Source organism: Mesorhizobium sp. SARCC-RB16n, assembly GCF_008520305.1.
GTDB lineage: Bacteria > Pseudomonadota > Alphaproteobacteria > Rhizobiales > Rhizobiaceae > Mesorhizobium.
The window spans coordinates 65,862-85,642 of the sequence record NZ_ML703296.1 but is presented as its reverse complement, the minus strand read 5'-3'; the positions used below and the strand labels follow the sequence as shown (position 1 = coordinate 85,642).

Sequence of the window (19,781 nt, the reverse complement as noted above, 5' to 3'; positions counted from 1 at the left end):
AGTACGATTTCTTTTCGAGATTTCTGGATACAACCGAGGACAACCATCGGTTTTTTCATGGCTGTTATTTCGGTAATTTATTTAAGTTTACACTAAATTAACCGTGATAAAGCGATGATGACCCATATTAATTCGGGCAATCCGATTTAATAGGAGGGTCTTGATGACGTTGTTCCGCACCGCTTTTGGTGCAGCCTTGCTGGTCGCGTGCCTGGACCACGCCGCGATGGCCACAACGCAGAACGTCATCTTCAATGGTACGGTCACCGCGACCTGCACGCTCGTTGTCGGCTCCAACGGCACGATGACGGTGAGCCCCGACCTCCAGTCGCTGAGCTCGCACAACAGCGGCGGTTCGGCTGGAACAGTCACGCTCACCACCACCGGAGGTGTTTCTCTCAGCGTCGATCCGGTGACCACCACCACCGTGCCGGCCGCCGACAGCACGGCCACCACCTGGACGCCGACCTATTCGGCCAGCGGCGCCCACGCGATCGCGGAAACGGCATCTTCCACCGCCCTGACTGTCCCCGGCGCCGACCTCGTCTCGGTCAACCTCGCCGGTACCAAGAGCGGCAGCAACCGCTTCGCGAACGGCAACTATCAGGCAACGGTGACGCTGCGCTGCGAATGACGTCGCCGCGAAGGAGGGAGTCCTTGAAACATATTCTGAACCTGGCGACGGCGCTGGCCGTTGGACTGATGCCCATTGCCGCCGGCGCCCAGTCGATGTCGCCGATGCGAGGTGAGGTCAACAGTTTCACCGACGCCTTCGCGGTCCGCGTTTTTCCGGCCAATCCCTACGACCAGAAGATCAAGGTCGAAATCCACGTCTATGATCAGGATTTTCAGCCGGTCGACGCCAAAATCTCTCCGAGCGTCTTCCAACTGGGCTCGCAGGCTTCCCGTCCTGTCCTTGTGGTCGTGCCTTTCGGCGGCGCTGCCGAGCGTAAAGTGCGTATCTGTACCGAGAGCATCCCCTTCCCCAATCAACAGACGCAGATAAGGGCACAGATATGCGGAAAGTTTTTTGGGCACCGCAAGTCCTGACGGTCGCGTTTGCGATTGCCGCGGCAAGCACGGCTCCAACCGCGGCTCAGGAACAGATTTACAATCTCAATCAGAATGAGAACGGCTTCAATCTGCCCGGCGTGACCTTGCCCCAAGGCCAGGACGAGGTGCACGCTTCCGACGGCACGACCTGCCGCTCGGCGGTCTCCGGCAGCGGCGCCTATCTCGACCTCGGCGTTATCAGGGGCAACAACCAGACGAACAATGGCGTCGCCACCTATGGCCGCGTGGTGATCCCGATCGGGCGTACGCCGAAGCGCGTCGATTGCAGCCGCCTCTACGAGCTCGAGGTCGAGCGCCTGCAACTGGAACTGAAATTGCTCAAGATGGGCGTGGGCGGTGACGGCCAGACTGCGAGCGTGACCGCCGGCGCTCCCGCTCCCGTGGCCGCATCACCGGGATGGGCCAATGAAGGCTGGAGCATCAGGACCGGAAGCAGCGATGGCAAGAAAAAGAAGAAGAAATAGCCGCGCGCTGCTTGCGATGGCCGCGCTCGCTGGCTTCTGCCTTCCGGCGCAGGGGGCGATCATCGGCACCTGCACCATCATGGTGGGGGCATCGGGAACGATGACCGCAAATCCGGCCATCGGCATACTGAGCTCCAAGCAGGCAGGCGGATCGAGCGCCAACGCGACCGTGGTGGCAAGCTCCGCGCTGTGCTCCTTGCTCAACTTGCTGGACTGCTATTCGGTATCTGCGCCAGCACCCGCTGCATTCACCTCTTCACCGAGCGGCGGCGGCACCAATGTCACCTTCGCCACGACGTATCGTCTTGACTCCGGTGTCAGCACGGCGGGAAGCACGACGCAGAAGCTCGTCAACGGCACCCATACCGTTCAGGTCGACCTCACCGCCACAAAGTCGAGCGGTATCTTTCCCGCCGGCAACTATCAGGGCATGGTCACAGTGCTATGTGAGTGAGGCGGCAAATCGCGCTGGACCATTCGCGTGGTCTGGCATCGAACGGCCCGGCAGGATAGCTTCCGTGCATTCAGCAGGAGGCATTTCTTGATTATCGTAGTCGGCTCGATCAACCTCGACCTAATCGCCAATGTCGACCGCTTGCCGAGCCCCGGTGAAACAGTGAGCGGTTCCGGTTTCTCGACGGCGCCCGGCGGCAAAGGCGCCAACCAGGCGCTCGCCGCCGCACGCGCCGGTGCCCCGGTGCGCATGGTCGGCGCCGTCGGCAAGGATAATTTCGCACCCGAAGCACTGGCGTTGCTGCGCGAGGCCAAGGTCGACCTCTCAGGCGTCGGAGAAACCTTTGCCTCGACCGGCACGGCATTGATCATGGTCGGCGACGACGGCGAGAACATCATCGCCGTGGTTGCCGGCGCCAATGCTTCCGTGGTGCCCGGCGACCTCTCCAAGGCTTTTCTGAAAAAGGGCGACGTCGTGCTGCTGCAGCATGAAATTCCTCTCGCGACGGTCGATGCGGCGCTCGACCAGGCAAGGGCGGCCGGCGCGGTCACGGTGCTCAACACGGCTCCGTTCCACGCCAAAGCGGCCGGCTTCCTCGGCAAGGCTGATTACGTCGTCGCCAACGAAACCGAGTTCGACCTCTATGGCGAGGCCCTGGCGCTCAGCGGCCGCGATCGGGCGGCGCGCATGCGCGATTTTGCGGGGAAAACCGGACGCGCCATCGTCGTCACACTTGGCGGCGAAGGTGTCATGGCGGCGACGCCGAGCGATTTCCTGACCGTTCCCGCGTTGAAGATCACGCCGGTCGACACGGTCGGCGCCGGCGACACCTTCTGCGGCTATTTCGCCGCCTGCCTGTCGTCGGGCCTCACGCTCGAACAGGCGCTGGCGCGTGCCGGTGCCGCCGGCTCACTGGCTTGCCTCAAGCCTGGCGCCCAGCCGGCAATCCCGCTGGCCCGGGATGTCGACCAGGCCTTGCAGGAAACCCGTTGAGATGATGCGCCCGCGCACGAGACATGCCGTACCCGCGGCCAGCGACATCTGCCGCCTGTCGGCCGTCGAACTCACCGACGCGATCCGCCGAAAGAAGCTCTCCGTGCGCGAGGTGGTGACGGCGTTCCTCGATCGCATCGATGCGGTCAACCCGCTGGTCAACGCCATCGTTTCGTTGCGAGACCGCGCCGACATCCTGCGCGAGGCCGACGCCGCCGATGTCAGGCGGACGGACGGAACAGGCTCCCTTTTTGGCCTTCCCATCGCCATCAAGGACCTTGCCTCGACCACCGGCCTCAGGACCTCGTTCGGCTCGCCAATCTTCGCCGATTTCGTGCCGCAAGAAGACGATTTCTTCGTCGAACGCATCCGCGACGCCGGCGCCATCATCATCGGCAAGACCAACGTTCCCGAATTCGGGCTGGGCTCCAACACCTACAACAACGTGTTCGGGCCGACGCTGAACGCTTTCGATCCGGCGCTCACCGCCGGCGGCTCGAGCGGCGGTGCGGCGGTGGCGCTGGCGCTGGACATGGTGCCCGTCGCCGACGGCAGCGATTTCGGCGGCTCGCTGCGCAACCCGGCTGCCTGGAACAATGTCTACGGCTTTCGGCCATCGCAGGGGCTCGTGCCCGGCGGTCCCGACATCGAGGTTTTCCACGCGCAGATGGGCGTCGAGGGGCCGATGGGCCGCAACGTCGCCGACATGGCGCTGCTGCTCGATGTGCAGGCCGGTTACCATCCGCAAGCGCCTCTCTCCTATGAGAAGCAAGGCTCATTCCTCGAAGGGCTCGCGACGGCGACGACCGGTGGTCGCATCGCCTGGCTCGGCGATCTCGGCGGCCATCTGCCGATCGAGCCCGGCATCCTCGATCTGTGCGAGGCCGCACTCGCCCGGTTCACGGATGTATCCTTTGTGACCGAGCCCTTGCGACCGGATTTCGATTTCGAGGCGCTATGGCAGGCCTTCGTGACGCTGCGCCAGGCCAGCAGCGGCTGCGCCCTGAAAGTGCACTATGACGACCCTTCCAAACGCGGCCTGCTGAAGCCGGAAGCCATCTGGGAAGTGGAGAACGCCACGCGGCTGACGGCGCCGCAGATTCGCGCAGCCTCGGTCGTGCGCACCTCCTGGCACCGGGCGCTGCTGTCGATCTTCGATCGCTTCGACCTCATCGCGCTGCCGACCGCGCAGGTCTTTCCCTTCGAGGTCGGCACCCATTGGCCCCACGAGGTCGCGGGACAGGCAATGGACAGCTATCATCGCTGGATGCAGGTTTCAGCCTTCGCCACACTGGGCGGTTGCCCGGCGGTCAATGTGCCGGTCGGCTTCGACGACAGGGGCCGGCCAATGGGCATGCAGCTGATCGGCCGGCCACGCGGCGATCTCGCCGTGCTGAAAGCCGCGGCCGCCTATGAGACGACGTTGCCCTGGTCGGCCGGCGCCTGAGCCAGGCCCGCCTCGCGCCGGCTTGCGTCGTCCTGACCGCCATGCATTGATTGTCGCCTGACAGGCCGCGACAGCGGCATTGCGAGGGATAATCATGTCGCTGGAACTCTACGCCGCCTATGTTCTTGCCTGCATCGTCATCATCCTGGTGCCCGGTCCGACGGTCACGCTGATCATCGCCAACAGCATCCGCCACGGAACTCGTGCCGGTCTCGCCAATGTCGCCGGCACCCAGGCCGGCCTCGCCGTCATGATCGCCATCGTCGGCATCGGTCTCAACACGCTGATCTCGGGCATGGGCCACTGGTTCGAGTGGGTCAGGTTGATCGGCGCCGCCTATCTGATCTGGATGGGCGTGCAGATGTTCCGCTCCAAGGGCACGCTGAATGCGGATGGCACCGCCAGGAAGCCGCGTGGCGGCTTCTTCCTGCAGGGCTTGCTGGTGGCGCTCAGCAATCCAAAGACGCTGATCTTCTTCGGCGCCTTCTTCCCGCAGTTCATTGCGCCGCAGGGCAATTACTCGCTGCAGATCGTCGTCATGGGCCTAACCGCCATGATCTTCGCTGCCATGTCGGATTCGACCTATGCGCTCGCCGCCGGCCGCGCCGGTCGCCTGCTGTCGGCCAGCCGCGTCAAGCTCCTCTCCAGGATCAGCGGCAGCTTCATGGTCGGCGGCGGCTTGTGGCTGGCGTTTTCGCGGTCGAAGTAACGGCAGCCGAGGCCGGCGCCGCGTTAAAGCTGCGTCGGCGGCTGATTGAAAGTCAACTTTCCAGCTACCACATGAATCGACATTGAGGGATTCATGCGTGCACCGTCGACTTATGAGGGTTTGAAGAGGAACGCGCCTAGCGTGGTCTTCTTCGCCGGTTTTTTTGCGATAATGTTCATATTGGCCCAAAGTAAATGGAAGAATGACGCAACGCCGATTCGATCAATTGACCCGATCAACGCTACGATCGAAGGCGTCTACTGGCACCGGACCAGCACGTCTCAATATGGATTGTTCCTAGAGAACAATGCTCTGGTTTTCGTTGACGACGATCGACCCCGCCTGATTGGCTCCCGTGTCAAAAAAATTGAGCGCGTTACCCGCGACAACGGCTCCGTCTTCTACCGGTTTTTCGATTGAGGAGCTGTTCGTCGTGTGCCGACACGCCATGAACTACCAGATCAGATTGCTCAATCGGCGAGAATGGGGCTCTAAAGCCGCCCCAATCTCTCCACCAGCAGCGCGAAAAACCCGTCATGGTCGATGTCGCGCATCACCATGGCGTTCTTTGCCCGCTTGGTCACGCCCCACCAGTCGATCACGGTCATGCCCATGGTCAGTTCCGAGGCGGTTTCGATGCTGACGTTGCAGTTGCGGCCCTTGAACAGCTCCGGCTTCAACAGGTAGGCGATGACGCAGGGGTCGTGCAGCGGCCCGCCATCGGTGCCGTACTTCTCCTCGTCGTAACGCTCGAAGAATTCGAGCATGTCTGCCGTGGCGATGCCGACCTTGCTGCCAAGCTTGCGGAAGGCCTCGATGCGCTTGGACGTGGTCAGCGCCTTGTGGGTGACGTCGAGCGGCATCATCACGATCGGGATGCCGGACTTGAACACCAGATCGGCGGCCTGTGGATCGACATAGATGTTGAATTCGGCGGTCGGCGTTACATTGCCGCCCTCGAAGAAGCCGCCGCCCATCAGCACGATTTCCTTGATGCGCGGTGCAATGCGCGGTTCGCGGATCAATGCCAGCGCTATGTTGGTGAGCGGCCCGAGCGGGCAAAGCGTGATGGTGCCGCTCTCTTCCTCCATCAGCGTCTCGACGATGAAATCGACGGCATACTGCTCCTGCAGCTTCATCGCCGGTTCGGGCAATTGCGGCCCGTTGAGACCGGTCTTGCCATGCACTTCCTCGGCGGTGACCAATTCGCGCGCCAACGGGCGGATGGCGCCGGCAAAGACCTTGATGTCGGGCCGGCCAGCCAGTTCGCAGATCTTGCGGGCATTCTTTTCGGTCAGTCTCAGCGGCACGTTGCCGGCAACGGCAGTAATGCCGACGATCTCCAGTTCGCTGCTGCCGAGCGCCAGCAGAATGGCGACGGCATCGTCTTGGCCGGGATCGGTATCGATGATGATCTTGCGTGGTTGGGGCATTTCAATTCCTTGTTTGGCTGGCCATCAGTTCACTGGGCCGATTCTGCGCCCGAAAGACGCCCACCGATGCAAGCTGCCGAACCGCTTGACGGGGCACGGTCCCGGCCTGCGCGCTTCTCCTTGCATCCGCGCGCCTTTTCAAGCGCCATGTCGATCATTCCTGTGAGTCCACGACCTGATCCTTTGGGCTATTCCTGTGGGTCCGCGACCTGGTCTCTTTGGGCGGGTCTTTTGGTGGCTTGAACTTGGTCGCGGGGCGGACCATATCAAGACCATCGGGAAAAATGCCATCCGGGTTTTTCCAGTTTATGTCGCTCTTGAGAGGACAGTGTAATATGAGCCGAATGACGCCTTTCTCCAGCCCGCTTCTCCTGGGTTTCGACGCCATGGAAAAGACCTTGGAGCGTCTGGCGAAGTCCGGTGACAGCTACCCTCCCTACAACATCGAGCGCCTGAGCGGTGCCGACGGCAAGGCCGAAAGGCTGCGCATTACGCTGGCCGTCGCCGGTTTCGCTGAAAGCGATCTCGATGTGACAACCGAGGAAAACCAGTTGGTCGTGCGCGGCCGTCAAAGCGACGACACCGAGCGCGAATTCCTTCATCGCGGCATTGCCGCGCGCCAGTTCCAGCGCTGCTTCGTGCTGGCCGACGGCATGCGGGTGATCGCGGCAGAGCTGAAGAACGGCCTTTTGTCGATCGACCTCGATCGGCCGGAGTCCGAACGACTGGTACGGAAAATAAATATTTCGGTGAAAGACTGATCTTTACCGATGGCTCTCATGCGGGATGGCCTTGAGCGGCGTCCTCGCGCCAAGGAGGCTTGAAATGACCAGAACTGACGAAACCATCACCATGACCAACGGCGAATTCGCCCATCTCGGCGAAGGCTCGGTCGCCTATCTGCGCAAGGTCTCGAGCGATGAACTGCTCGGCCGCTTCCCCAACATCGGCGAAATTGCGCCCGGCCTGGAGCTGTGGGCCCTGTTTGCCGCCAATGGCCAGCCGATCCTGCTTTCCGATGCGCGTGACCGCGCGCTGGCCGGTGCCATGGAAAACGACCTGACCACCGTCGCCATTCATTAAGGCGACCGGTTGGCCGAGACGAAAGGGCCGCTCACGGCGGCCCTTGGGGTGAAATCTTAAAAAGATGGCTTCAAGCCGCGTGCGAGGCCTGCGTGTCCGACAAAAGCGCGTGGATCGCCGTGGCATCCCGCGTTCCCCTGATCTTGGCCACCGTGTCGGCGTCGCGCAGCACGCGCGCGATGCGCGACAGTGCCTTGAGGTGATCGGCACCGGCCCCCTCAGGCGCCAGCAGCAGAAACACCAGATCGACCGGTTGGTCATCCAGCGATTCGAAATCGACCGGCGTTTCCAGCCGGGCGAAAACGCCGGCGATGCGCTTCACGCCAGCGAGCTTGCCGTGCGGGATGGCGATGCCGTTGCCGACGCCGGTCGAACCCAGGCGCTCGCGCTGCAGGATGGTGTCGAACACCTCCCGTTCCGGAATGCCCGAAATCGCCGCTGCCCGCTCGGACAGCAATTGCAGAAGCTGCTTCTTGGAGTTCGCCTTCAACGCCGGCAAAATCGCCGGAACGCTGATAAGATCGCTCAGATCCATGCTTGAAAATCCTTGTTCGCCTGCCGCGCCAGTCCCCACCCCTCGTGCGGCCAGCTTTTATCCCTGTGCGACTTTGGTCGTGGACGGATCGATCCAGCCGATGTTTCCGTCGGGCCGGCGATAGACGATGTTGAGATGGTCGGTTCCGGCATTGCGGAAAACAACCACCGGACTGTCCTTGGTATCGAGCTCGATGACGGCTGAGGCCACCGACATGGTCTTCAGCGTCATGGTCGATTCGGCGACGATGGCCGGTGCGAAATCCTCCGGGATTTCCTCATCGTCATCGGCAAGCGGCGCCATCACGGTATAGGCAATGTCGGTCAACTCGCCATTGCCATTGCCCGAATTGTGCGATTTCAGACGGCGCTTGTAGCGCCGAAGCCGGGTCTCCAGCCGATCGGCGGCGGCCTCGAAGGCGAGCGTCGGATCCTGGGCATCGCCGGTGGCCTGCAGCGAAGCGCCGGAATCCAGCCGGATCATGCAATCCGCCGAATAGCGCGAGCCCGATTTGATGACGGTGACGTGTCCCGCGAAGCCGCGATCGAAATATTTGCCGATGGCTTCACCGACACGATCGTTGATGCGTGTGCGGAACGCATCGCCGATATCCATGTGCTTTCCCGAAATGCGCAGATTCATCTGAAAACTGACCTTCCTTGCTCAGGCTTCAAACTGGCCCGAGTTTATACTCGTGATCCGTGCGCACAAGCTTTGCGGCGTCACTCGCGCCGATTTAAATCCGAACTTTCCGGTTGATCACAAGCCGCCTTCTTGACCGTCCCGGGTCATTGTCGTGACGGACCATCCGCTAGCGGGCATCAAGCCCATCTCATGCGGGCGGGCTTCTAGCCACTTCACCGTGGCTTGTCAATGAAGCTCGAAAGCTGTGGAAAATCGCAGAATGCCTAGCGGCCGGCGCTGGCGAGCGCCCGCTTCTCGCGCCGGCGCTGCACCGACGAGGGAATATTCATGCCTTCCCGGTACTTGGCGACCGTGCGCCGGGCGATATCGACGCCACTTTCCTTCAGCATGTCGACGATGGCATCGTCCGACAGCACATCGACGGGCTTCTCCTCGTCGATCATTTGCTTGATGCGATCACGCACCGCTTCCGAGGAATGCGCGTCGCCACCGCCCGATGCCGCGATCGAGGCGGTGAAGAAATAGCGCAGCTCGAACACGCCGCGCGGGGTGAGCATGTATTTGTTCGCGGTGACCCGGCTGACCGTCGATTCGTGCATGCCGATGGCGTCGGCCACCGTGCGCAGGTTGAGCGGTTTCAGATGACGTACGCCATGGACGAGGAAGGCGTCCTGCTGGCGCACGATTTCCGAAGCCACTTTGAGGATCGTCTTTGCCCGCTGGTCGAGGCTGCGTGTCAGCCAGTTGGCGTTCTGCAGGCACTCGGCCAGGAAGTCCTTCTCCGCCTGGTTCTTCGCGTGCGGCGACACCTGGGCAAAATAGATATGATCGACCAGCACGCGCGGCAGCGTTTCGGCATTGAGTTCGACGGTCCAGCTGCCGTCATTGGCGGCCCGCACCTCGACATCGGCGACGATCGCGTCGCTGGCGCCCCCCGAAAACGCCATGCCCGGCCGCGGGTCGAGCGCCCGGATCTCGGCCAGCATGTCGAGCAAGTCTTCCTCGTCTACGCCGCAAAGCCGCTTCAGCGTCTGGAAATCGCGCCGCGCCAGCAATTCGAGATTGGCGATCAGAGCCTTCATCGCCGGATCAAGACGGTCACGCAAGGCAAGCTGCAGCGAAAGGCATTCCGCGAGATTGCGGGCAAACAACCCGGCCGGGTCGAAGGTCTGGCATACGGCCAGCACCTTGCCCACCGCCACGCCGTCGATGCCAAGCCGCGCGGCGATCTCCGCCAGATCGGCCCTGACATAGCCAGTCTCGTCGAGCCCGTCGGCAAGTTCTCCGGCGATCAGCCGTGCCACGGGATCGGTGAAGGCAAGTGCGACCTGCTCGCCGACATGGTCGCGCAGCGTGATCGCGCTCGCCGCCATGTCACCAGCATCGAGCCCCTCGGACGAGGAGCCGCCGCCACTGCCCGAAGCCGATTTCCATTGCGCCGTCAGATCGGGGCCGAGCCGATCGCTGGTGCCGGGATCATCGGGAAACAGGTTTTCCAGGGACGTGTCGAGCTTTTCCGAGATCGCTTCGGCGCTCCATGCCGTCTCGTTCTCGAACCAGTCGCCATCGGGGGCCGCTTGCGGCTCTGCCTCGAGCTTCTGCGCCTGGTCGCTCGCGGCATCATCCTGCGGTTCGGCGCGTTCCAGGAGCGGGTTGCGCTCGATCTCCTCGTCGATGAAATGCTCGAGCTCGGCATGGGTGAACTGCAGCAGCCGAATCGACTGCATCAGCTGCGGCGTCATCACCAGCGACTGCGACTGTCGGAGCTGTAGTTTCGCCGCCAATGCCATGGTTCGGTTTCAAACGCCTCCTCTACGCGTCCGGACTTCCGGAAATGAATTTCACGGCCGGCCATAGAAACTGGCCCGGCTTTTGCTTGTCAAGGCAAAGCCTAGCAAAACCCGCTTACCGGAGCGTTATCCCGGAGCAAAATCGCGGAAAACAGGTCGCCAGCGCGCAAAAAATCGTATCAGGAAACAAATTTCACACTGAGAGCAATTCCAGGGGCCGGAAAAAATCGCTTTCCGAGCGGAATTCCGTGAAAAAGAGACAAGCGGTTAGCCGTTTCAGACAGCGAACTGCTCAGAGCGTAAAACCCTCGCCGAGATAAAGCCGCCGCACGTCGGCATTTGCCACCACCTCGTCGGCGCGGCCATGGGTCAGCACCTGGCCGGCATGGATGATATAGGCACGGTCGATCAGGCCGAGCGTCTCACGCACATTGTGGTCGGTGATGAGGACACCGATACCGCGCGCCGTCAGGTGGCGCACCAATTGCTGGATGTCGGCGACGGCGATCGGATCGATACCGGCGAAGGGTTCGTCGAGCAGCATGTAGGCCGGGCGCGTCGCCAGCGCGCGCGCGATTTCCAGGCGCCGCCTTTCGCCACCCGAGAGCGACATGGACGGCGCCTTGCGCAGATGACTGATGTGAAATTCCTCGAGCAGTTCGTCGAGGTTGCGCTCGCGGACCTTGCGGTCCTTTTCGACCACTTCGAGCACGGCTCGGATGTTTTGTTCGACATTGAGGCCACGGAAGATCGAGGCCTCCTGGGGCAGATAGCCGATGCCGAGGCGCGCGCGGCGATACATAGGCATCGAGGTGACGTCGAAGCCGTCGATCTCGATCGTACCTTCATCCACCGGTACCAGGCCGGTGACCATGTAGAAACAGGTCGTCTTGCCGGCGCCATTGGGACCGAGGAGCCCGACGGCCTCGCCGGCGCGCACGCCCAGCGTGACGCCGCTGACGACCTTGCGGCCCTTGTAACTCTTGGTCAGGCCCTTGGCGATCAAGGTTCCCTTGAACTTCGCCTTGTCCACAGTGACGGTGGCCGGAGCCGAAAGCTTGCCTGCGGCCCGCCCCGGAAGACGCGCCGTCAGAGACGACAGGCTGGCCATCAGGGGTTCGTCGCTCCCGATTTCGACGCATCCGATTTCGGCGGCGGTGTGATCGACATCTGGACACGCTGCCCAGCGCATGGATCGACCTGGGCGAGCCCGCTTTTCATCTGCACGGTGAGCTTGCAGCCGACCAGGACATTGTCGTTTTGCGACAGGACGACCTTTTTGCCCGAAAGCACCAGCACCTGCGTCTTCATGTCGAAACTGCCCTGATCGCCGGTCGCGACCTGCTGATCCGACTTGATGTAGACCTTGTCGGAGATCTCCAGGTGATCGATGTTGGCCGAGCCGGTCATGGCTGCCGCCCCGGCCGCTTCGGCACCCTTAGCGCCCGCGTTGGGATCCTTGACGTAATAGACCATCATCTTGCCGGCCTTCATCAGCGTCGGTCCCTGGACGACGGTGACGTTGCCCGTGAAGATGGCGACACTGTCGGCCTGGTGGACTTCCAGCTTGTCGCTTTCGATCTGGATCGGCTTGTCGCCGGCCAGTTTGAGACCCGACACCTGGCTGGCCGCCCCCGACTGCGCCAGCGACGGCGCCAGGCTGAGCAGGAACAGCGCCGAAGTTGCGGCCGCAAGCCGTGTCGAACTATTGACCCACATTCGCTTCTTCGCCCTTTGCCTCAGCCGCCTTCAGAACGGCGGGATCGATGTTGACACGAACTTTGTTCTCGAACACCAGGATCTTGCCATTGTCCTGGACCGACATCGAATCCGCCCTGATCTGCGACCCGCCACGGCTGACATCGACGGGATCGTCCGTCTTCATAGTGCCTTTGCCCATGTCGAGGAAGACCGATTTGAACTTGGCCTGCAAGCCGTCGGTCGTGGTGATGGTGACGTCGCTGTTCAGCTTCATCGTATTGCCGTCGCGATCGTAGGTACCGCTCGAGGCTTTTACCGCCGCGACATTGTCGGGAGCGATCGGCACCTTGGCGTCGATGCCTTCGAGTTCGATGATGCCTTGCGTGCTCACATCCTGTATCGCCCGCAGGGCCGTCATCGAATAGGGCTGCTTCAGCTTGGTGAACCCATTGAGCTTGGGATTGGCCATCACCAGCTTGCCGTTGGAGAAGGCGGTACCTTCCGCCTGCACGGCGACGGAGACGGGCGCGGCGAGATAGGAATAGACCGGGAAGGCGACGGCGATCAACGCCGCGGCCAAGGGCACGGCGAATTTGAGCACGCGCACACGGCGCGAATGACGCTGGGCGCGGTCGAAGGCCTCGCCCCGCGCCCAGCCATCCGCCGGGGGGGCCAACTCCGTCTCCGGGCTCGTCGGTTCATTCGGTCGCGCTAACATGACTGCTTTCTTCTAAAACCCCTGCCCCCGGAGCACCGCCTATAGGTGGGACGCCAGCGCCCTCACGCAAGCACAAGCCGACGAAAACCGCAAAAATGTGACAGCTGCCGTTGCACAAACGAAACCCGGGTCAGCGCAACAGCCAATGCTTCATAGCAGAAATAGACGTCCTTGCGTCTTTTTTCATCACCGAAGTTCTTCCCACTTACCTTGCGTCCTTCGCACAGGCCAGTCACAAAACAGACAACACATGGACCGTCGCGCGGATTGCCGCGCCATGTGCGGGACGGAACTGCTTCCCGATGAAGGCATCATGGTCTAAAAGCGTGTCTTCCCGCTGATTGTGAGGCTTACGATGGCATTGAGAGCCGACGACCTGATCGACCGCCGCCGCTTGCGGCGCAAGCTGACTTTCTGGCGTGTTGCGGCCTTTGGCATCGTGGCGCTCGGGGTGATTGCGCTGTCGGCCTGGTTCTACCGCGACGATCTCGGCGGCTCTGCCATCGACCACATCGCCAAGGTCAGGATCGAAGGCACCATCACCGAGGACGACGAACTGATCAAGCGGCTGGAGACCATCCGCCAGTCATCGAAGGTGAAAGGCGTCATCCTGGCGATCGATTCTCCTGGCGGCACCACCGTCGGCGGGGAATCGATCTACGAGGAGGTGCGCAAGCTCGCCGCCGACAAGCCTGTCGTGGCCGAGGTCGGCACGCTGGCCGCGTCGGCGGGCTACATGATCGCGAGTGCCGCCGACCATATTGTCGCCCGCAAGACGTCGATCGTCGGCTCGATCGGCGTGCTGATCCAGTATCCTGACGTCAGCGGTCTGATGGACAAGCTCGGCGTCAAGCTGGAGGAGGTGAAGTCCTCGCCGCTGAAAGCCTCACCCTCGCCCTTCAAGCCGACCAATGACGACGAGCGCGCCATGGTCCGCAAGCTCATCCTCGACAGCTACGACTGGTTCGTCGGCATCGTCGCGGAACGTCGCAAGATGACCCACGAACAGGCGCTGGCGCTCGCCGACGGTTCGATCTTCACCGGCCGCCAGGGTGTTGCCAACGGGCTGATCGACGCCGTTGGCGGCGAGTCCGTGGCCATCGACTGGCTGGCGACCAAGGGTGTCGATGCCAAACTCAAGGTGGTCGAGTGGAAAGACACGGAACGGCGCGGCGGCTTCCTGTTCTCGAAGGCGATGGCACGCACGATCGCCGGCGCGCTCGGCCTGCCGGATTCCGGCGCTGACGTCATCCATGAACTTGGCGCCGACCGCTTGTTTCTTGACGGTCTCGTTTCCGTCTGGCACCCTTGAGACAGCTGAAAAAGCAAATAAAATCATCCTGATAATTTTGACCGAACTGCTTTCACGGGGACACGTCTGATGATCAAGTCCGAACTTGTGCAGATTATTGCCACGCGCAATCCGCATCTTTTCCTGCGCGACGTCGAAAACATCGTCGGTGCGATCTTCGATGAGATCACCGACGCGCTTGCCGAGGGGAACCGAGTCGAATTGCGCGGTTTCGGCGCTTTTTCGGTGAAGAACCGCCCCGCCCGCACCGGCCGCAACCCGCGTACCGGCGAATCCGTCGAGGTCGAGGAGAAATGGGTGCCGTTCTTCAAGACCGGCAAGGAACTGCGTGAAAGGCTGAACGGCGGCAAGTAGCCGGACTGCCTTGTCCCGGCCAGCTTGCAACGGAATTTATCATGCTCAACCGCTTCATGCTCATCGTGGTTTTCGTGCCCCTGGCGATCATCCTGATCGCTTTGGCCGTGGCCAACCGCGAACTCGTCGCCTTCACCCTGGACCCGTTCAACCCCGGCAATCCGAAGCTGACGCTGACCTTGCCGCTGTTCATCTTCCTGTTCCTGGCGCTCGCCATCGGCATGATCGTCGGCAGCCTTGCGACCTGGGTCAAGCAGGGCCGCTACCGCAAGCTGGCGCGCCAGCGCAGCGTCGAGGCCGAAAACCTGCGCCAGGCAGTCCGCGCGCCTTCAGTGCCGCAAGCCCCGGTCCAAGGGTCAGCCCAAGGGTCGGCCCAAGGGTCAGCATTGCCGAAGCCGACCAATTGAGCCGCCGGCCGGCGCATTTCTTTCCACGGAGCTTTTCATGCTGACCATTTCGGCCGCGGAGGTCGATCGTGCGCTGACCTTTCCTGGCCTGGTCGAGACGCTGCGCGTGGCTTTTCGCGAGGGCGCGGTGCAACCAGTCAGGCATCATCACGCTGTCGAAAGGCCTGATGGTGGGGCGTCGACCCTGCTGCTGATGCCGGCCTGGACCGATTTTCATGCAACCGGCGGTTCGGCCGGCGGTCATATCGGCGTCAAGATCGTCACTGTCTCGCCCGACAACAATGCCATCGGCAAGCCGGCGGTGATGGGGCTCTACCTCCTGCTCCATGGCAGCACCGGCGAACCGGAAGCCCTGATCGACGGCCAACGGCTGACGCAGTGGCGCACGGCCTGCGCCTCGGCGCTGGCCGCGTCCTATCTTGCCCGCGATGATGCCTCGCGGCTGCTGGTGGTCGGCGCCGGCGCGCTGTCACCCTTCCTCGCCAAGGCGCACAGCGCCGTGCGGCCAATCAAGACCATCCGCATCTGGAACCGCACCCCGGCCAACGCCGAGAAAGTAGCGGCCGATCTGCGCGCCGAGGGCTTTGCGGCCTGCGCCGCGACCGATCTCGATGCCGAGCTTGGCCAGGCCGACATTGTCTCCTCGGCGACAATCACCACAACGCCGCTGATCAAGGGGGCGCTGCTGCGGCCGGGAACCCATGTCGATCTGGTTGGCGGCTTCACCCCGACGATGCGCGAAAGCGATGACGACGCGATCATGCGCGCCCGCGTCTACGTCGACACCCGCGCCGGCGCCACCAAGGAGGCCGGCGACATCGTCCAGCCACTGGCCTCCGGCGTGCTGAAGCCGGAAGCCATCGTCGCCGACCTGCACGAACTGGCGCGCGGCGAGAAACGAGGCCGCGGCAGCCCTGACGAGATCACGCTGTTCAAGTCGGTTGGCGCAGCACTCGAGGACTTGGCCGCCGGCATTGCCGTCTACACGGCGCTCAGGGGCTAGTCGAAGCGAGTTTAGCGCCCATCGCCTCTGCGATCAGGGCGAAATCGGCCGCGCTGATCGATCGGGCGTGGCTGAGCCATCCGCGATCGCAATGTGCGCGGGTTTGTTGCGCCGATGGGCATAGCTGTGGCAGAAGCGGGCCGAACCGCCGGAGAAGCTGCCTCTTGAAGTCTTTTCGCGACAAACGCCGCGACGGCCGCCCGCACCCAGCGAAGAGCGGGACCGTAAAGCCGCGCCCGGCCGAGAATCGTTCCGCGGTCAAGCCAGATGCCAGGCCGCGTGAACAGCACAATGTGAAACCGGAAAACCAGTTCGAGCCAAAATCCGCGCCGCGCATCCTCGCCCGCCGCGAAGGCGCGCTGCCCGCCGAGCAACTTCCGGTAATCCTCGAAGTAGCACCCAACCCAGATTATGCGCTGCTCGACAGCGGCGCCGGCCAAAAGCTTGAACAATACGGCCCTTACCGCATCGTGCGCCCCGAGGGCCAGGCGATCTGGCAGAAGGCTCTGCCGGCGAAGGACTGGGAGCGCGCCGACGCAATCTTCACCGGCGACACCGACGAGGAAGGCATCGGCCGCTGGCGGTTCCCCAAGACGCCGCTCGGCGAAACCTGGCCGATGAAGCATGACGGCATCGACTATCTCGGCCGTTTCACCTCCTTTCGCCATGTCGGCGTCTTTCCCGAGCAAGCCTCGCACTGGGACCATATGGCGGGGCTGATCGCGGCCGCCAGGCGGCCGGTCAAGGTGCTCAACCTGTTTGGCTATACCGGCCTTGCCTCGCTGGTGGCAGCGCGCGCGGGCGCCGAGGTCACCCATGTCGACGCCTCGAAGAAGGCGATCGGCTGGGCGCGCGAAAACCAGGAGATGGCCGGCCTTGGCGGCAAGCCGATCCGCTGGATCGTCGACGACGCGGTGAAATTCGCCGAGCGCGAGGAGCGTCGCGGCAGCCGCTACGATATCATCCTGTTCGATCCGCCGGCCTATGGCCGCGGCCCCAAGGGCGAGGTCTGGCAATTGTTCGAGGACCTGCCTGATTTGACGGACCTTTGCCGCTCGATCCTGACCCCGAAACCACTTGCCGTGGTGCTGACCGCCTATTCGATCCGTGCCTCCTTCTTCGCCATCCACGCCCTGATGCGCGACACCTTCGCCGGCATGGGCGGCAAGGTTGAATCGGGTGAGCTGATCATCCGTGAGAAATCCGCCGGCCGGGCGCTTTCGACTTCACTGTTTTCGCGCTGGGTGGCCTGACATGAACGAACGGCATGCCGGCGCACCCGGCCAGGTGAAGGAAGTCACCAGCCTTGCCAATCCGCTGATCAAGGACATCAAGGCGCTCGCCCTGAAGAAATTTCGCGACCAGCAGAACGCCTTCATGGCCGAGGGGCTGAAACTGGTCATCGATGCGCTCGACCTGGGCTGGCAGATCAGGACTCTGGTTTTCGCCAAGGCCGGACGCGGCAACGCGGCCGTGGAAAAGGTCGCGGCGCGCACGGTTGCCGCCGGCGGCACCGTGCTCGAAGTATCGGAAAAGGTGCTCGTCGCCATCACCCGCCGCGACAATCCGCAAATGGTGGTCGGCGTCTTCTCGCAGAAATTTCTGGCCCTGAAAGACATCCGTGCCGACAATGGCGATGTCTGGGTGGCACTCGACCGGGTGCGCGATCCCGGCAATCTCGGCACCGTCATCCGCACCGTCGATGCCGTCGGCGCCAAGGGCGTCATTCTGGTCGGCGACACCACCGATCCGTTTTCTGTCGAGACAGTACGCGCCACCATGGGTTCCATTTTCGCCGTCCCAGTGGCGAAGGCAACGACCGAGGCATTCCTTGCCTGGCGCGGCGGCTTTTCAGGTCTCGTCGCCGGCACGCATCTGAAAGGCGCGGTCGACTACCGATCGGTCGATTTTTCCCGTGGGCCAGTGCTTTTGATGATGGGCAATGAGCAGCAGGGCCTGCCCGAAAGCCTGGCGGCAAGCTGCGACAGGCTGCTCAGGATTCCGCAGGCGGGCCGTGCCGATTCGCTCAATCTCGCAGTCGCCACCGGCATCATGCTGTTCGAGATCAGGCGCGGCGCGCTGAAACTCGAACCAATCCCGGACCAGCAATGAGGGTCGCCCAATCGTGAAATCATGGTCTCCCTACGCGCTGCTCGTCATCGTGGCCATCGGCCTCGACCAATGGATAAAGACATTGGTCGAAGCCGGACTGCCCTTCCAGGAAAAGCTCGACCTCCTGCCCTTTCTGGCGCTGTTTCGCACCTACAACACCGGCATCGCCTTCTCGATGTTCTCCTCCTTCGGCGACACCGGCCTTGTGATCATCGCCGTGCTGGTCGTCGCTTTCGTGCTTTACCTCGCCACGCGCACGCCATCGGGCCATGTCATCGCCCGCATCGGCTTTGCCCTGATCATCGGCGGCGCGGTGGGCAATCTGATCGATCGCGCCGTCTACGGCCATGTCATCGATTACATCCTGTTCCACACGCCGGTCTGGTCCTTCGCCGTCTTCAACCTTGCGGATGCCTTCATTTCCGTGGGTGCGGCGCTGGTCGTCTTCGACGAACTCATCGGCTGGCGGCGCGAGCCCTCGCCTTCGAACGATTGACCTCACGCGGCCATCGCCGCACAGTCAGACGCCAAGCAAGTTCGCGGAGAGAAAGATGACCAAAACCTTCAAAGCCATCCTCGTTTCGCGCGATGCCGAGAAAAAACAGTCGGTCGCCGTGACCGACCTCACCGACGCCGACCTGATGGAGGGCGACGTCACCATCGCAGTCGAGGCGACGACGGTGAACTACAAGGACGGGCTGGCCATATCGGGCAAGGCGCCGGTGATCCGCCGATGGCCGCTGGTGCCGGGCATCGACCTCGCCGGCACCGTGATCTCCTCTTCCAATCCCGACTGGCACAAGGGCGACAAGGTCATCCTGAACGGCTGGGGCGTTGGCGAAACCCATTTCGGCGCCTATGCCGGGCGCGCCCGCGTGAAGGGCGACTGGCTGGTGCCTCTGCCGGAAGGCATGAGCGCGCATGATGCCATGGCGGTCGGTACCGCTGGCTATACCGCCATGCTCTGCGTCATGGCATTGGAGCGGCACGGCATCCTGCCCGATCGCGGCCCTGTCGTGGTGACGGGCGCTGCCGGCGGCGTCGGTTCGGTCGCGGTCTCGATCCTGTCCAGCCTCGGCTACCATGTCGTCGCCTCGACCGGCCGCAATGCCGAAAGCCCTTATCTGATCAACCTTGGCGCCGCCGAAGTGATATCGCGCGACGAGCTCAACCAGCCCGCCAAGCCGCTGGCCAAGGAGCGCTGGGCCGGCGGCATCGATTCGGTCGGCAGCCACACGCTGGCCAACGTCCTGTCGATGACTTCCTATGGCGGAGCGGTCGCGGCCTGCGGCCTGGCCGGCGGCATGGATCTGCCGTCGAGCGTGGCGCCCTTCATCCTGCGCGGCGTCTCCCTGCTCGGCATCGATTCGGTGATGGCGCCGAAGGCCGTACGCCTCGAGGCCTGGCGGCGCATCGGCTCCGATCTCGATGTCGACAAGCTCGCCAGCCTGTCCACGACCATCGGCTTCGACGGTATTATCGGTGCGGCGCACGACATCGTCGATGGCAAGATTCGCGGCCGCGTCGTCGTCGACATGTGACCCGGC

At 62.9% G+C, this 19,781-nt stretch carries 25 protein-coding genes; 18 read left to right on the top strand and 7 right to left on the bottom strand.

Going from position 1 to position 19,781, the window contains the following annotated elements; genetic code table 11:
* Positions 1–163: 163 nt before the first annotated feature.
* The 8 genes from C7I87_RS30885 (at position 164) to C7I87_RS30850 (ending at position 5,561) form a co-directional block, all read left to right on the top strand.
* The gene (locus tag C7I87_RS30885; protein WP_149907752.1) at positions 164–634 is read left to right on the top strand and encodes a hypothetical protein; all 471 of its coding nucleotides are present in this window, start codon (positions 164–166) and stop codon (positions 632–634) included.
* Entirely contained in the window at positions 631–1,050 is a 420-nt protein-coding gene (locus C7I87_RS30880) for a hypothetical protein (protein WP_246696462.1), read from the top strand. The genes C7I87_RS30885 and C7I87_RS30880 overlap by 4 nt, the downstream gene beginning before the upstream one ends.
* Positions 1,017–1,538: a hypothetical protein gene (locus C7I87_RS30875; RefSeq protein WP_149907751.1), complete on the top strand. Its 522-nt coding sequence runs from the start codon at positions 1,017–1,019 to the stop codon at positions 1,536–1,538. Before C7I87_RS30880 ends, C7I87_RS30875 begins: the two co-directional genes overlap by 34 nt.
* Positions 1,513–1,992 (top strand): hypothetical protein, encoded by a 480-nt coding sequence (locus tag C7I87_RS30870; RefSeq protein WP_188394059.1) that lies wholly within the window; start codon positions 1,513–1,515, stop codon positions 1,990–1,992. The genes C7I87_RS30875 and C7I87_RS30870 overlap by 26 nt, the downstream gene beginning before the upstream one ends.
* A gap of 87 nt (positions 1,993–2,079) precedes the next feature.
* Positions 2,080–2,985: a ribokinase gene (locus tag C7I87_RS30865; protein WP_149907749.1), complete on the top strand. Its 906-nt coding sequence runs from the start codon at positions 2,080–2,082 to the stop codon at positions 2,983–2,985.
* A gap of 1 nt (position 2,986) precedes the next feature.
* On the top strand, positions 2,987–4,432 hold the full coding sequence (locus C7I87_RS30860) for an amidase (RefSeq protein WP_149907748.1): 1,446 nt from the start codon (positions 2,987–2,989) through the stop codon (positions 4,430–4,432).
* Between the two features lie 94 nt (positions 4,433–4,526).
* A complete protein-coding gene (locus tag C7I87_RS30855; protein WP_149907747.1) occupies positions 4,527–5,141 on the top strand; it encodes a LysE family translocator in 615 nt (204 codons plus the stop codon).
* A gap of 141 nt (positions 5,142–5,282) precedes the next feature.
* Positions 5,283–5,561 carry a hypothetical protein gene (locus tag C7I87_RS30850; protein ID WP_246696461.1) on the top strand — a complete coding sequence of 93 codons (279 nt, stop codon included), beginning with the start codon at positions 5,283–5,285 and terminating at the stop codon, positions 5,559–5,561.
* Positions 5,562–5,632: 71 nt separating this feature from the next.
* Here the strand turns inward: C7I87_RS30850 and C7I87_RS30845 are convergent, their stop codons facing one another.
* Positions 5,633–6,574 carry a nucleoside hydrolase gene (locus C7I87_RS30845; RefSeq protein ID WP_149907745.1) on the bottom strand — a complete coding sequence of 314 codons (942 nt, stop codon included), beginning with the start codon at positions 6,572–6,574 and terminating at the stop codon, positions 5,633–5,635.
* A gap of 335 nt (positions 6,575–6,909) precedes the next feature.
* Here C7I87_RS30845 and C7I87_RS30840 point away from each other — a divergent pair, with 335 nt between their 5' ends.
* Positions 6,910–7,335 carry an Hsp20 family protein gene (locus C7I87_RS30840; RefSeq protein WP_149907744.1) on the top strand — a complete coding sequence of 142 codons (426 nt, stop codon included), beginning with the start codon at positions 6,910–6,912 and terminating at the stop codon, positions 7,333–7,335.
* Between the two features lie 64 nt (positions 7,336–7,399).
* Positions 7,400–7,657: a BQ00720 family protein gene (locus tag C7I87_RS30835; protein ID WP_149907743.1), complete on the top strand. Its 258-nt coding sequence runs from the start codon at positions 7,400–7,402 to the stop codon at positions 7,655–7,657.
* A gap of 70 nt (positions 7,658–7,727) precedes the next feature.
* On the opposite strand, the gene ptsN is transcribed toward C7I87_RS30835, so the two are convergent.
* The 6 genes from ptsN to lptC form a co-directional block, all read right to left on the bottom strand.
* Positions 7,728–8,192 (bottom strand): PTS IIA-like nitrogen regulatory protein PtsN, encoded by a 465-nt coding sequence (ptsN, locus tag C7I87_RS30830; protein WP_010911486.1) that lies wholly within the window; start codon positions 8,190–8,192, stop codon positions 7,728–7,730.
* Between the two features lie 57 nt (positions 8,193–8,249).
* Positions 8,250–8,834 (bottom strand): ribosome hibernation-promoting factor, HPF/YfiA family, encoded by a 585-nt coding sequence (hpf, locus tag C7I87_RS30825; protein WP_127279801.1) that lies wholly within the window; start codon positions 8,832–8,834, stop codon positions 8,250–8,252.
* Positions 8,835–9,100: 266 nt separating this feature from the next.
* Complete coding sequence (gene rpoN, locus C7I87_RS30820; protein WP_149907742.1) at positions 9,101–10,627, bottom strand: RNA polymerase factor sigma-54; 1,527 nt, start codon at positions 10,625–10,627, stop codon at positions 9,101–9,103.
* Between the two features lie 292 nt (positions 10,628–10,919).
* Positions 10,920–11,738: an LPS export ABC transporter ATP-binding protein gene (gene lptB, locus C7I87_RS30815; RefSeq protein WP_149907741.1), complete on the bottom strand. Its 819-nt coding sequence runs from the start codon at positions 11,736–11,738 to the stop codon at positions 10,920–10,922.
* Positions 11,738–12,346, bottom strand: coding sequence for an LptA/OstA family protein (locus tag C7I87_RS30810; protein WP_149907740.1), 609 nt, complete (start codon positions 12,344–12,346; stop codon positions 11,738–11,740). Before C7I87_RS30810 ends, lptB begins: the two co-directional genes overlap by 1 nt.
* Positions 12,333–13,046, bottom strand: a complete 714-nt coding sequence (gene lptC / locus C7I87_RS30805; RefSeq protein WP_149907739.1) for an LPS export ABC transporter periplasmic protein LptC — start codon at positions 13,044–13,046, stop codon at positions 12,333–12,335. Before lptC ends, C7I87_RS30810 begins: the two co-directional genes overlap by 14 nt.
* A 355-nt stretch (positions 13,047–13,401) precedes the next feature.
* On the opposite strand from lptC, the gene sppA reads away from it, so the two are divergent.
* The 8 genes from sppA to C7I87_RS30760 all read left to right on the top strand — a co-directional run bounded on the left by sppA (position 13,402) and on the right by C7I87_RS30760 (position 19,775).
* Positions 13,402–14,358 (top strand): signal peptide peptidase SppA, encoded by a 957-nt coding sequence (sppA, locus tag C7I87_RS30800; protein ID WP_149907738.1) that lies wholly within the window; start codon positions 13,402–13,404, stop codon positions 14,356–14,358.
* A 69-nt stretch (positions 14,359–14,427) separates the two neighbouring features.
* The gene (locus tag C7I87_RS30795; protein ID WP_006200394.1) at positions 14,428–14,712 is read left to right on the top strand and encodes an integration host factor subunit beta; all 285 of its coding nucleotides are present in this window, start codon (positions 14,428–14,430) and stop codon (positions 14,710–14,712) included.
* 41 nt (positions 14,713–14,753) lie between these two features.
* Positions 14,754–15,119, top strand: a complete 366-nt coding sequence (locus C7I87_RS30790) for a lipopolysaccharide assembly protein LapA domain-containing protein (protein WP_149907737.1) — start codon at positions 14,754–14,756, stop codon at positions 15,117–15,119.
* Between the two features lie 37 nt (positions 15,120–15,156).
* Positions 15,157–16,122, top strand: a complete 966-nt coding sequence (locus tag C7I87_RS30785; RefSeq protein WP_149907736.1) for a bifunctional Delta(1)-pyrroline-2-carboxylate/Delta(1)-piperideine-2-carboxylate reductase — start codon at positions 15,157–15,159, stop codon at positions 16,120–16,122.
* A gap of 164 nt (positions 16,123–16,286) precedes the next feature.
* Positions 16,287–17,375: an RsmD family RNA methyltransferase gene (locus C7I87_RS30775; RefSeq protein ID WP_149907735.1), complete on the top strand. Its 1,089-nt coding sequence runs from the start codon at positions 16,287–16,289 to the stop codon at positions 17,373–17,375.
* Position 17,376: 1 nt separating this feature from the next.
* Positions 17,377–18,234, top strand: coding sequence for a TrmH family RNA methyltransferase (locus C7I87_RS30770; protein ID WP_149907734.1), 858 nt, complete (start codon positions 17,377–17,379; stop codon positions 18,232–18,234).
* Between the two features lie 13 nt (positions 18,235–18,247).
* A complete protein-coding gene (gene lspA, locus C7I87_RS30765; RefSeq protein ID WP_149907733.1) occupies positions 18,248–18,730 on the top strand; it encodes a signal peptidase II in 483 nt (160 codons plus the stop codon).
* A 55-nt stretch (positions 18,731–18,785) separates the two neighbouring features.
* Complete coding sequence (locus C7I87_RS30760; protein WP_149907732.1) at positions 18,786–19,775, top strand: acrylyl-CoA reductase (NADPH); 990 nt, start codon at positions 18,786–18,788, stop codon at positions 19,773–19,775.
* Positions 19,776–19,781 lie beyond the last annotated feature (6 nt).